General features: G+C 48.3%; 10 protein-coding genes. 4 read left to right on the top strand and 6 right to left on the bottom strand.

The annotated features are described in order from the left end of the window. Positions 1-2 precede the first annotated feature (2 nt). Positions 3-2,504: an AsmA-like C-terminal region-containing protein gene (locus tag BMW93_RS11860; RefSeq protein ID WP_090375694.1), complete on the bottom strand. Its 2,502-nt coding sequence runs from the start codon at positions 2,502-2,504 to the stop codon at positions 3-5. Between the two features lie 211 nt (positions 2,505-2,715). Here BMW93_RS11860 and lysS point away from each other — a divergent pair, with 211 nt between their 5' ends. Further along, on the top strand, positions 2,716-4,431 hold the full coding sequence (gene lysS / locus BMW93_RS11865) for a lysine--tRNA ligase (RefSeq protein ID WP_090375697.1): 1,716 nt from the start codon (positions 2,716-2,718) through the stop codon (positions 4,429-4,431). Between the two features lie 64 nt (positions 4,432-4,495). On the opposite strand, the gene BMW93_RS11870 is transcribed toward lysS, so the two are convergent. Next, complete coding sequence (locus tag BMW93_RS11870) at positions 4,496-4,690, bottom strand: cold-shock protein (protein ID WP_015813455.1); 195 nt, start codon at positions 4,688-4,690, stop codon at positions 4,496-4,498. A 352-nt stretch (positions 4,691-5,042) separates the two neighbouring features. Here BMW93_RS11870 and BMW93_RS11875 point away from each other — a divergent pair, with 352 nt between their 5' ends. Continuing rightward, a complete protein-coding gene (locus BMW93_RS11875) occupies positions 5,043-5,264 on the top strand; it encodes a PspC domain-containing protein (protein WP_090154774.1) in 222 nt (73 codons plus the stop codon). On the opposite strand, the gene BMW93_RS11880 is transcribed toward BMW93_RS11875, so the two are convergent. The 4 genes from BMW93_RS11880 to BMW93_RS11895 form a co-directional block, all read right to left on the bottom strand. Continuing rightward, the gene (locus BMW93_RS11880; protein WP_090375700.1) at positions 5,245-6,273 is read right to left on the bottom strand and encodes a glycosyltransferase family 2 protein; all 1,029 of its coding nucleotides are present in this window, start codon (positions 6,271-6,273) and stop codon (positions 5,245-5,247) included. The genes BMW93_RS11875 and BMW93_RS11880 overlap by 20 nt on opposite strands. A 10-nt stretch (positions 6,274-6,283) precedes the next feature. Beyond that, positions 6,284-6,631: a YbaB/EbfC family nucleoid-associated protein gene (locus tag BMW93_RS11885; protein ID WP_177194070.1), complete on the bottom strand. Its 348-nt coding sequence runs from the start codon at positions 6,629-6,631 to the stop codon at positions 6,284-6,286. Between the two features lie 55 nt (positions 6,632-6,686). Next, on the bottom strand, positions 6,687-8,612 hold the full coding sequence (locus tag BMW93_RS11890; protein ID WP_090375703.1) for a gliding motility-associated C-terminal domain-containing protein: 1,926 nt from the start codon (positions 8,610-8,612) through the stop codon (positions 6,687-6,689). 187 nt (positions 8,613-8,799) lie between these two features. Next, positions 8,800-10,758, bottom strand: coding sequence for a gliding motility-associated C-terminal domain-containing protein (locus tag BMW93_RS11895; protein WP_090376262.1), 1,959 nt, complete (start codon positions 10,756-10,758; stop codon positions 8,800-8,802). Between the two features lie 181 nt (positions 10,759-10,939). Between BMW93_RS11895 and BMW93_RS11900 the strand changes: the two genes are divergently transcribed. Next, a complete protein-coding gene (locus BMW93_RS11900) occupies positions 10,940-12,193 on the top strand; it encodes a bifunctional 3,4-dihydroxy-2-butanone-4-phosphate synthase/GTP cyclohydrolase II (RefSeq protein ID WP_090375705.1) in 1,254 nt (417 codons plus the stop codon). Further along, a complete protein-coding gene (locus BMW93_RS11905) occupies positions 12,190-12,618 on the top strand; it encodes an N-acetyltransferase (RefSeq protein ID WP_090375708.1) in 429 nt (142 codons plus the stop codon). The genes BMW93_RS11900 and BMW93_RS11905 overlap by 4 nt, the downstream gene beginning before the upstream one ends. The last annotated feature ends 27 nt before the right edge of the window (positions 12,619-12,645 follow it).

Raw genomic sequence — 12,645 nt, forward strand, 5'->3', positions numbered from 1 at the left:
CGTCACCGCTCGATATCTTCCAGCTTTTTGACCTCGGAATCCTCGTCTTTCGATTTATCCTTCTTTTTTCTCCGGAAGGCGAGCTTGATATTGACCTCTCCATTCTCATCGACAGCCCTCAGGAATATCTTCGAGCCCTCTTTCTTTTCGGGATTATTGGGATCCAGCACGTAAGTCGAGTCACGCTTTTTGAGGTTGCTGAGCGGGATTTGGATATTGATATCCGTTTTATTTCCAAAACTGTAAATACCGTCGAGATAGAGCGTCAGCACATTGGATTCGATTTCCATGGGCGCGATTTCCACCTCCTGTCCGGTCAGCTTGAAATCGTTACGGATCGGCGCGAATTTGACGCGTTCGAAGTTCCGCCTTTTGAAAATCAGCTTTTTCATTTTCATAAACGGCTCGAAATTAATGATATAGCCGTTCGTCAGATCAATCCTCAGCAAGCCTTTCATACTCGACGGCACCAGTTTCACATTGTTGTTCAGTGTTGATTCAAAATTAAAGTCGGTATTGAGAATGCCTTTCAGGTTCTGGTGAGTCAATGTTTTTTGGCCAAAATCGTCGAAAGAGTAAAAAACGGAATGCACATCGGCATTCGCGATTTTTCCGCGGACAGCCATATGGGGCAATTTTCCCGAACCTGCATTATCCATTTCGCCCGATATCCTGACATTTCCGGCGCCAAATGCTTTTAGCGTGAAGTATTCGATGCGCACCGCGTTGTTGCTGATCGTGAACCGGCCTTTCACATCCCTGCCCGTAAAATGCCGGTACCGTAGCCTTCTCGCATCCAGTTTCGCCACAATCTCCATCTTATCGATAGCATTATCGAGCAATTCGGAGAGCCTGAGCGAGTTTTTGGGCTTGGGCCTACCATTGCCCCTCGCTGCGAGTAATGTTTCGAGCCAGTTGAGTTGCCAGTCGGGAATGTTAATATCCACATTAGCACGCAACGGCTTGGGCGAACCAAAGAGGTAAGGAATGAGGTCCAACAGCGTCCCGCGCACATGCAGCATATTCTGCCCATCGTAAAACCGGAGGTTAGGAAGTACCATCACTTTTTCATTGAATGTAAGATCGCCGTTGATTTTGCTGACCCTTACCTTTTGCGGGAGGTAGTCCATGGCAATGTTTTTAAGCGAAATCCTGCCGGATACTTTGCCATCAAAATTGTCTTTGGCGGGATTATAGAACTTTCTGAGATTCCCGCTGAAATGAAAGTCGATGCGCGCCGAGCCGTTTTTGAACCGGTAACGTCCGGGATCGAGCAATGCGCCCATATTGGTGGAATCGGCTTCGATGCGCCCGTCGATATCCGCCCGCGGGTTACGGAAGTTGTTGACCACCAGCTTGAATGCGAATGGAATAGTCTCAAAAAAACCGGTGATTTTCGGCGCGATCAGCCTGGAATTGAATACGTCGGCCAGTTTGGTCGTGTCGGCGCGGTTGGTGAATGTGCCGGAAGCTTTCATTTTGCGCAAAACCCCTACCGGAAGGTTGTAGCGGAAAGTATCCGTTTCGAAATGCACGTCCACCTGCGGTTTGAGCCCTGGCCGGCCTAATATCCCAGCCACTTTGACCTGCGTATCCACATTCGTCTGGATGCCGATCGAATCGATCTGTTTTTGCAGCCGATCGTTCAGTAACGGTATTGCGTCTTTTACAGCAATACCTTTCGCTTCAAAATTGAGATGGAATACCTTAATAGTATCCGAAAAATCGAACACGCCGTTGATCCCTATTTTGTTATGGGTGGCACTTTCGAGAATGGAAGGATAAATTTTCAGCTTTTTTTCCTCATCGTCATAACCAAAAGCCAATGCAAGCGTTGTTTCCTGATTTTTCAGAAAACTCCCTTTATCTACTTTGAATGTCAATCCATTGAACAGTACCTCGCCGGTGAGGGTGGCATTCGTGCTGGAGTCGGTGCGCTCGATGATATTCGTAGCGTCGTGGAATAGCGCTCCATAATATTTCTCTTTCACCGAATCGGAATAGGCCATCGCGAAGTTTACGAAACGGACATTGCCGAGTTTCCCAATAATATCGTCGGGGCTCTTTTTTTGCGACTTGTCTTTTTTCTGATCGCCGGTTTTGAAAATCGATGCATTGGAATAACCATCCTTCTGGACGAACATTTTGAGGCCGCCATCTTCGAGAACCAGGTTTTTGACCTGCACATCCCCTGAAAATATGCGTTGGAGATCGAGCGCGACGTGGATTCTGTCCGCTTGAAGAAACGGTTTATGGTGAACGTTATAGAGGGTATCGGTCAGCTTTACGTTGTATAATGTAAAGTTCAGTCCAAATCCGCCGTAGAACGGCCTGAATTTAAAATCCCCTATTTCAAGATTGCCGTTAAGATTTTCATTGATCTGGTCCTGCGCCTTTCTGAATAACTTTTCCCTGTTTTTGTAAACCCAGAGTTCCACAGCCCCGAAGAGTACAGCGCCGACCAAAGCAACGATACCAATGATTTTTAAGGCTTTTTGAAACATGAAACGAAGAGGTTTAGCGCTGTTGATGAAAGAGGAACAGTTCGCTCCGATCTACAATATAAGGAAGACATTAATAGCGTGCCAGAAATAATGTCTCACCGGCCGTTACAGTATCTTACCGGCCATGTTACTCGCTATTCAGGACAAAATGTACTAGTTTTGCGCTCTCTTTTGGAATACCTGATTCCATTTACCAATCCATTGCTGTAAGATGCTACTGAGCGAACAGGAAATACTGCGCCGTCAAAAACGCGAGGAACTCATGCGAATGGGCATTGAGCCTTATCCTGCGGAAGAATTTGTCGTAAATGCCTATGCGGCCGACATTCTTAAAAACTACGAAAACAACAAGATCGACTATAAACACGTGACGATGGCCGGCCGGCTGATGGGCTTCCGCATTATGGGAAGTGCCGCATTTGCCGAGTTTCAGGATGCCACGGGGCGTATCCAGCTGTACTTCCGCCGCGACGATCTTTGCCCGGGCGAAGACAAGACGTTGTACAACACGGTTTTCAAAAAGCTACTTGATATTGGCGACATTATAGCCGTTACGGGTTTTGTTTTCACCACGCAAACCGGTGAAATCTCCGTGCACGTGCAGGAATTCAAGATACTGAACAAATCCCTCCGCCCGCTGCCGGTGGTGAAACGCGACGAGGACGGCAATGTACACGACGGTTTTACCGATCCCGAACTGCGTTACCGCCAGCGTTACGTGGACCTGATCGTGAACCCGGAAGTGCGCGATATATTCATCAAACGTGCCCGCATCATTACCACCATGCGTTCGTATTTCGATTCGAACAGCTGGCTGGAAGTAGAAACGCCCGTATTGCAATCTATTCACGGGGGCGCAGCCGCACGCCCGTTCACGACACACCACAATGCGCTCGACCTGGGCCTGTACCTGCGTATCGCGACGGAACTGCATTTGAAACGTCTCATTGTAGGTGGTTTTGAAGGGGTTTATGAATTTGGTAAACTATTCCGTAATGAAGGAATGGACCGTACCCACAACCCGGAGTTCACGACCGTAGAGCTTTACGTGGCTTACAAGGATTACCTCTGGATGATGAATATGACCGAGGAATTGCTCGAAAAAGTGGCGCTCGCCGTGAATGGCACTACCAAAGCGAAATTCGGGGATGTAGAGCTGGATTTTGCGGGGCCTTACCCAAGATTGAGCATTACCGACGCGATCAAACAATATACCGGCCTCGATGTGGAAACGCTCGACGAAGTAGCGATCCGCGAACAATGCCGTGCGTGGGGAATGGAAGTGAATGAGAGCATGGGCAAAGGCAAGCTGATCGACGAGATTTTCGGAGAGAAAGTGGAGTCTAATATCATCCAGCCCACTTTCATTATCGACCATCCGGTTGAAATGTCGCCTCTGACCAAGAAGCACCGTACCAAAAAAGGCATGGTGGAGCGTTTCGAGCTGTTTGTAAACGGTCGCGAAGTAGCGAATGCCTATTCCGAGTTGAATGACCCGATCGAACAAAAAGAGCGTTTCGAAGATCAGCTTCGCCTGAAAGAAAAGGGCGACGACGAGGCGATGGAGATGGACGACGACTTCATCCGCTCTTTGGAATACGGTATGCCGCCAACCGCGGGTATCGGTATCGGTATCGACCGCCTTACAATGCTGCTTACCGACAATGCGAGCATTCAGGAAGTGATTTTCTTCCCGCAAATGCGCCCGGAAAAGAAAGCGGAGATCGCGAAAGAGGCTGATTACATCACTGCGGGCGTGCCTGCGGTATGGGTACCGGCCTTGCAGAAGATGAATATCCTGACGATCGAACAGCTGAAAAGTGCAAATGCGAACAAAATTTTCAACGATCTGGGAGGAATGCGGAAGAAGCTCAAGATAGACGAAAAAATGCCGCTTCTGGACGATGTAAAGTCCTGGGTGGAATAAGGTTATAAATTAAAAATGCCGCTGATGAGCGGCATTTTTAATTTCTCTTGCAAAAAAAATACAGTTATATCTTTTTTACCTGCACAGCGTTAAGTCCTTTTTTTCCTTCAACGACTTCGTACTCTACTTGGTCATTTTCACGGATAGTAAGTCCTCCCAATCCTGTCACATGGACAAAAATGTCCTTTTTTGTGTCGTCTTCCACGATGAAGCCGTATCCCTTAGCTTCATTGAAAAATTTTACAGTACCTGTTGGCATAATAGTTGAAATAAAAAAATTGAAATAAGGTGAAAATACAGAAGATATGTAGGCGTTTCAGTTAAAAGTCGAAATGGCTCTACCAAATAATTGAGGGAGGCTCAACGCATTAGCAAAAGAAATTTTGGAAATTTTCCCGAAGACATCTTGATTATAATGAAGTACTTACAAAATCTTCAATCACAAAGAAACAAAAATTGTTTGTAAAACAATTTATTTGATTAAAGAATTTGAAAATTTAACGAGCAAGCGGTATTTTGCCTTTTTGGCTTATTTAAAGCAAATTTCACACGGCAGAATTGCGTTTTCGGGCGAAAATCGCTAATTATGAGGCAATTATCGAAAAACAGGTATGAACAAGTTTAGGTATTTCGTTGAGAACCAAATATTTGGCGTTTGTGCGGAACTGGGTGAAAAGCTCAATTTCCCGGCGAGCAGCATCCGGAAATACTTCATTTACGCCACTTTTATGACCTTCGGGTCGCCCATTATCCTGTACCTTGTACTGGCTTTCTGGATGGAGTTGCACCAGCATTGGCGCAAACATAACAGCCCTACAATCTGGGAGCTTTGATCGGTTCGATGCCGGTAAGTTTTTCGAATTTGTGCTTCCCAAGCACAAAATACTCCCAAACAACACTTCTGTAATAAAGCGGTGCCCGGTACCGGGTCCGCGGGATTTTGCGTGTTAATTCGGGGATCATGCCGTAAAACGCAAAATGCGCCCTTACGATGGCCAAAACGTCGGGCCAGGCGCCCGTAGCCATAAACCGCACACTCGAAATACCGTCGAGTACCAGCCTGATGAGCACCGTTTTCCACCTGCGGCCTTTGGGCAGGTTTTTATAGAGCATGATCAGGTTGTTGCGGTAATTCAGAAATGTCTTCTTCGGATTGGATTTGTGGAGCGTACCGCCGCCGACGTGGTAAACCGTCGACTTGCCGCAATAGGTAATGCGGTAGCGCATATTCAGCAGCCGCCAGCAAAGGTCGATCTCCTCCATATGCGCAAAAAACGATTCGTCGAAGCCCGACGCCGCGTGAAATGCCGACGATTTTACAAACAGGCAGGCGCCCGTGGCCCAGAATACATCTTTTTCATCATCGTACTGGCCGAGGTCTTCCTCCCGGGTGTCGAAAATACGCCCGCGGCAGAAGGGATAACCGAGGTAATCCATATACCCGCCGGCCGCGCCCGCGTACTCGAAGTGTGTAGGCAGGTCGTAAGCGCGAATTTTGGGTTGGCAGGCCGCAATGAGGGGGTCCGACTCCATGAATGCGATCACCGGGGCGATCCAGTTTTCGGTCACCTCGATGTCGGAATTAAGCAGAATGTAATAATCAGCCTGAATGCGGCGCAGCGCATCGTTATAGCCTCCCGCATAACCCTTGTTTTCATTGATAACGAGCGTATTAAGCTCCGGATAATGCGTATTCAGCCATTCGAGCGAATGGTCTGTTGAAGCGTTATCGGCAATCCAGATAGCATGGCTGCCGGAATACTCGATGACTTTTGGAAGGAATTTTTCGAGATAATGCTGACCGTTATAATTCAGGATTACAATCGCAACAGAGGGAGTCATTGGTATTCGGTTATTTCATAAAACCGCCCAAATCCAGCCCTGGAATATTGGGAAGCACCCCATCCGTTACCTTTTGCAGATGTTGTTGAATTTTGGATTCGATATTCTCATTGGCTTTATTCACAGCAGCGACAATGAGGTCTTGCAGCATTTCCCTATCGTCGGCATTGATGAGGTCCTTATCAATATCCAGGCTGAGCAGCTTTCTTTTTCCGTCGACGGTCGCCTTCACCATTCCACCACCCGATTCCGCGGTTTCGGTAATGTAAACAAGCTGGTCCTGTGCCTCTTTCATACGCGACTGAAGGTCCTTCATTTTGCCCATGAGGCCCATCATGTCCGCCATATTTCCAAACATAGCTGTACTTATTAAGTTTAAGACTTGTAAAAACTTATTTTACGGAAATAGTTCCTCACCGTAAAAGCATAAAAGTACCGCTTTTTTCAACAGTTTGATTGATGTCGTCGACGAAAGTCATCTTGTAATAGTAATAACCCACAGGCGCGCTGGTACCTTCGAACGTTCCGTCCCAACCCTTGGCAATATCATCGGAATGGAAAACAACCACTCCCCAACGGTTCATGACCGACATATTGAATGACTGCAACTGCTCCGATTTCGCTTCCAGCATGTCGTTGAAGCCATCTCCGTTCGGAGTAAATGCATCAGGCACGAAAACGCCCGCATTCCGGCGGTAGTTGATAATGTTCGACAAGCTCTCGAAGTTGCCGTCCAGCGAAACAGCCCTCACCAGAAAGTTATATTCGAGATCGCTCTGATTGTTCAGCTTCACAGTGTAGCTGGTATTTTTTTGCACGGGGATATCCTCGGAAGACCCCGCCGATCCCGTCTGAACGACGGTGTATTCCTCGACACCGCCGAGGATCGGACTATTGCCCGTCCAGTTGAGCGTTGTAAGGTTTTTACTTAGAAGTATCGTACAAATAGGTTCCGATACAGGCACTTTCTGGCCGCAGGAGTTTTCGTAACTCATCCGGTAGCAATAAGACAACTCGCTGGTTTTGGCAGAGTTATCGATGTATTCGCTCTCGTTATAAAGCGTAATAATCTTTTTAAACAGCGTCGCGCCCGCTTCGGCGCGTTCGATAGACAGCTCATAGGATGTATTCGGACCCGCTCCGGGCACATCAGCTTTGATTACAACGCTACTCGCATCCAACACTGAAACCGAACCTCCGTTTAGTGGTTTTGCTGTACCGGTTTCGACCTTGATACCCACCGCCGCAGAGGTGGAAGTGGCGGTTTTCAACCTGGCGACAATCTGATATTCGGAGAAAGTACCACATTCTACGTCTGTATCGGTATAAGTAGTTTCGCCGATGCCTGTGAAACTTTTGATTACAGTTCCGTCGCGCAGAAGGTCATAACCGTCAAATTGCGACGCTTCGGGATACTGGCTCCATTTCAGTGTGTTCGCACCGTCGGTCGTGTTGCCAGACAACGTCATCGTGCTGATAGGCAGGGTTTCAGTACTACCGGCGCAGAGATCCTCCGACGAAAGCCGAACTTTGTAAATCTGGCCTGTATTCATTCCCTTAATCTCATAAGGTTGCGTTCCTCCGCTCACACGCCGCCCCGATGTAACATAAGTTGAGCCGTCGGAACTGTACTGGATGTTGGTCGGGATACCGGCCACACCTTTATAAGTAAGTCTGATCGTCCCGTCATTGCGCATTTCAACGGCGCTCATCTGGATTTCGTTGAGTTGAGGACGTTCAAACTTGATCGGCACATTAATGGTAACACCTCTACTACAGGCCTTTCCGCCTGTGTAAACTCCCGTGATCGCTACCGTTGGACTTGTTGCGACATTTGCATAATTGTGCTCCAGTGTCAGGGAATTTCCTTTTTGCCAGGTAGTAGTTTCTCCGTCGCCCCATTTTATCTCAACCTCATCATAAGCTTTCATGATGACGTCTTCATTGAGTACCATAACAACCTTTCCGCCTCCGCAGGATGAATATTGAGAAGTAATAGTTCTGGACTCATATATTCTGATAAACTTGCAAGACGAAAACTCGGCCCCGCTGGTCGTCACACCGTACTGCAATATCGTTCCAGTCGCTGCGACCGGATAGGTATAGCTTACTCTGTTTCTTACAACGTTCGGCGTCAGACTCCCGTTATAGGCCACATCGTAACCCACAAAACTTGCATTCGAGACCGTGCTTTTAAATTCGACGTAAAGCGGCGCACAACCTTCAGTGGTGTTAATTGTAAATCCCCCGCCACCGATGCTACATAAACCCTGAGCACGTGAAATTATCGGCGAAAATAGCAGAAAGAAGAAAGAGAAGGATAGTAGTGTTATTCTCATAAGTGTGGCAATATTTAACCCTGACCTTTTTTCAAAGACGATAGATAAAACAATAAGTTTTGGGAATCATAACGAATTCAAAAACGCGATAGCAAAAGTAAGCTATTTAGGGGTGGCAATTACGCGTACCTATTAAACGGGCGTATTAAAAAAGTATTATCCGGGAGGGTGCAGTATTGAAAAAATCCTATCTTATTAGGAGAAAGCTCCCATTTTTGACGACAGTCTGGCCGGAAACATTGGTCGCTTCGATCTTGTAGAGGTAATATCCGCCCGGTGCTTTGCCCGTTTTGATATTGCCGTCCCAGCCTTCGGCGATGTCATCGGAATGGTAAACGACCTCGCCCCAGCGACTGAAAACAGACATTTTAAAATCCTTCACAAAATAGGCTTTCACCTCGAAGCGCTCGTTATAAGCGTCACCATTCGGGGTAAATGCATCGGGTACGAGCAAAATAGCTTCGCTTTTGAAATTCAGCAGATTGGACAGGCTCGTAAATTTACCGTCGGACGATTTCGCCTCGATCCGGTAACCGAAGTCGGATTGGGACGCGAGATCTAGCGTGTGGCTGGTCGAAAGGCCTTTCGGCGTTTCGGTAATCAGATTCCCACCCGCATCGACCTGTTGTAAATTGTAGTTCCCGATCGTACCGATGAATGGCGACTCCTGGGTCCAGCCGAGATCCGGCGCATTGCTCCTCAACAAAATGGAACAAACCGGCACGCTGAACGAAGGCGATTTCATTTTACATGCATTCTCATACTGGAAACGGTAGCAATAGGAGCTTTGCGACGTGCTCACATTCGTATCATCCCATTGCAAACTTTGGTTATTTGCAGGCGAAACTACCTCGAAATTCAAACTGCCCAACACTGTCCGCTCCACGATCAGATTATACTCGCTGGTAAGCCCTTCACCTGAAAGCTCAATTTGGGTACCGATGGTATTCTCGTCCTTTACGGTGACCAATGCAGTGGTAACGTCGTATGGTGTCGACGTTTTAGGTTCGAGGCTGATCGGTGCAGAATAAGAACGGACGTCGTTTTCGACCACAGCCACGATCTCGTATTGATACGTATTCCCACATTTGACATCCGTGTCCTGGTAGGAACGCTCATTTGGAGTATTAAAAATCACCGCGCCATTCCGTCTCAGCTGATACTCTACCAAACCTTTGGTATTGGGTTCGTTCTCCCATTCGAGGGCGATAATCTCATCGAGCGACAACCCTCCCTGCTTGATCGCAACGCTGCTCACGATCGGGCTTTCGATAATATTACCGCAGATGTCGGTCGACCTGAGCTGAAAACGGTAAACTTTCTTAGGATCCAGCAAAGGTACGGATGCCGACTGCGTGCCGCCGGTTTGTCCGCTTTGGTTGGTAAAAATGAAGTCCCCATTTCCCAGGGCGATGTAAACTTTGGTTTCGATACCCTCCATTCCGTCATAAATGATCTTGGCATTACCGTCTGCCGGCATTTCGATGCTTCTGATGCGGATACTGGCGAGCGATTGCGGCGTACCGGCCGTCAGGGTGGTGGTGTTGGCATCTGCATTGCACACGCTGTTGGTATAGGAACCTTTCAATGTAATGGTCGGAAGATGGCCGGCCGAAGCGTAGGTATGCTCAAAAAAAGCCGTGGTATTGGTTTTCAGATTGACATTCTGCGTCTTCCCGTCACCCCAGCTGATCGTTACCGCGTCATAGGCTTTGGTAATGGCGTCGTCGCTTAGCGTCACCCTCACCTTGCCGTTGGGGCAGGTTATCAGCTCCGCTTTCGGGCCGCGGGTTTCTTTTACGGTCACATCTTTGCACAAGGAGAATCCGCCGATATCCTTGACACTGCCGTATTGAAGAATCGTGTAGGTACCGGGTTCCTGATAGGTGAAGGTAGAATCCTGAGTTGTCTCGTTAATATTGGGAGCGGAATTCTGATTTCGGTCGAAACGGAAAGCATAGGTAAGAGTCTCAGGTTTTGGCACCTGGTTTTTGACATTGACCGTCATCGGTGCGCAACCGATTTCGGGTGTCACGGTAAACGCGCCCGTGGTCCCACAAAAGCTCTGTGTGCCCTGACCGGAAACTTTCTGATTAACAAGCGAAAATATGCCCAGAAGAAATACGATCAGTAGCTTATGTTTCATATTGAGTAAAGTAGGTTCCGCAAAGTGTGCCGGTGCGAATCTGCCCATTGAAACGGATCATGCAAATCCTTTGTTCAATTTGTAACGGACGTTCAAAAATAGAACTTTCGACATTATCAACGTACCTTTGCAGAGTAAAAACGAGTTTTAGTTTAAAACTATTTTTTCATTAACCCGATTAATGAGTAACAATTCGAACCCGATTGCGCTGGACTCTATCGAAGACGCCATCGAAGCAATCAAAAGAGGGGAGCTTATCATCGTTGTAGATGACGAGGACCGTGAGAATGAAGGTGATTTTATCTGCGCTGCCGAGCTGGTAACCCCGGAAATAGTCAATTTTATGGCAAGAGAAGGCCGCGGGCTCATCTGCGTGCCGATCACCGAGGAGCGCTGTGCGGAACTCGAACTCGAAATGATGGTGGGCAACAATACCGCTCTCCACGAAACCGCGTTCACCGTTTCTGTCGACTTGCTTGGACATGGTTGCACCACCGGTATCTCAGCCAGCGACCGTTCGAAAACCATCCAGGCGTTGGTCAGCAAAGATACCAAGCCGTCAGATCTCGGCCGCCCCGGACATATTTTCCCGTTGAAAGCCAAAAGAGGCGGTGTACTTCGCCGTACCGGCCATACCGAAGCCGCGATCGATTTCCCGCGTCTGGCAGGATTATCGCCGGCAGGCGTTTTGGTGGAGATTCTGAATGAAGATGGTTCGATGGCGCGCCTGCCTCAGCTGCGCGAAATCGCCAACCGCTTCAATCTGAAACTCGTCAGCATTAAGGACCTGATCGAATACCGTTTGCGTGAAGAATCGCTGATCAAACGGGAGATTGGGGTGGATATGCCCACCAAATTCGGCCATTTCGACCTGATCGCCTACCGTCAGATCAATACCGGCGACCTCCACCTTGCATTGGTGAAAGGGACCTGGGAAAAAGACGAGCCCGTGCTCGTGCGCGTACATTCGTCGTGCGTTACGGGCGACATTTTCGGCTCCTGCCGTTGCGATTGCGGTCCTCAATTGCACGCTGCCATGGAAATGGTCGACCAGGCTGGCAAAGGGGTGATCGTGTATATGAACCAGGAAGGCCGCGGAATCGGTCTTTTGAATAAACTAAGAGCCTATAAATTGCAGGAAATGGGCCGCGACACCGTAGAAGCGAACCTGGAACTGGGCTTCCCGATGGACGACCGCGACTATGGCGTAGGCGCACAAATCCTCCGCGACCTGGAACTGACCAAAATCAAGCTCATTACCAACAACCCGAAAAAACGCGCAGGACTGATCGGTTATGGTCTTGAAATCGTGGATTCGGTTGGCATCGAGATCCCTTCCAACCCGTACAATGAAAAATACCTGCTCACCAAGCGCGACAAAATGGGTCACAGCCTGAGCAATCTGACCATCGTAGGACATAATAAAGGACTATGACGATCGAAACCGTCAAAAACGACGCAGATATCCTCAAATGCCGCGGCGCCATCCAGGCGCTGCGGCCATTGCTGACCGACGATATTTACACCGAGGCGGTAAAGCAAACCCTCGCCGATAACCGGCAAATCATTTTCATCGAAGACGGCAGTCCCGATGCCGCCGCAGTAGCCGTTTTTGAAACCGGTTACAATCTTTTTCGTGGAAAATACATCTACATCGACGATCTTTCGACTTTGCCGACGCAGCGCGGGAAGGGTTATGCAGGAATACTGCTCGACTGGATCGCGGAATATGCCCGGAAGGAAGGGTTCAACGAAATCCACCTCGATTCGGGCGTAAATGCAGCCCGGACAGACGCGCACCGGCTTTATCTCAATAAAAGATTTCAGGTTACCAGCCTGCATTTTGTTGCCAGGGTCTGATTTTTACAGCAGACTGCCGCAATTTTA

The sequence above is a fragment of the Dyadobacter sp. SG02 genome, assembly GCF_900109045.1.
Taxonomy (GTDB): Bacteria; Bacteroidota; Bacteroidia; order Cytophagales; family Spirosomataceae; genus Dyadobacter.

Excerpts from the sequence above, each read along its gene's own strand:
- BMW93_RS11860 (WP_090375694.1), bottom strand. The coding sequence starts at position 2,504 with ATGTTTCAAAAAGCCTTAAAAATCATTGGTATCGTTGCTTTGGTCGGC.
- lysS (WP_090375697.1), top strand. The coding sequence starts at position 2,716 with ATGCTACTGAGCGAACAGGAAATACTGCGCCGTCAAAAACGCGAGGAA.
- BMW93_RS11870 (WP_015813455.1), bottom strand. The coding sequence starts at position 4,690 with ATGCCAACAGGTACTGTAAAATTTTTCAATGAAGCTAAGGGATACGGC.
- BMW93_RS11875 (WP_090154774.1), top strand. The coding sequence starts at position 5,043 with ATGAACAAGTTTAGGTATTTCGTTGAGAACCAAATATTTGGCGTTTGT.
- BMW93_RS11880 (WP_090375700.1), bottom strand. The coding sequence starts at position 6,273 with ATGACTCCCTCTGTTGCGATTGTAATCCTGAATTATAACGGTCAGCAT.
- BMW93_RS11885 (WP_177194070.1), bottom strand. The coding sequence starts at position 6,631 with ATGTTTGGAAATATGGCGGACATGATGGGCCTCATGGGCAAAATGAAG.
- BMW93_RS11890 (WP_090375703.1), bottom strand. The coding sequence starts at position 8,612 with ATGAGAATAACACTACTATCCTTCTCTTTCTTCTTTCTGCTATTTTCG.
- BMW93_RS11895 (WP_090376262.1), bottom strand. The coding sequence starts at position 10,758 with ATGAAACATAAGCTACTGATCGTATTTCTTCTGGGCATATTTTCGCTT.
- BMW93_RS11900 (WP_090375705.1), top strand. The coding sequence starts at position 10,940 with ATGAGTAACAATTCGAACCCGATTGCGCTGGACTCTATCGAAGACGCC.
- BMW93_RS11905 (WP_090375708.1), top strand. The coding sequence starts at position 12,190 with ATGACGATCGAAACCGTCAAAAACGACGCAGATATCCTCAAATGCCGC.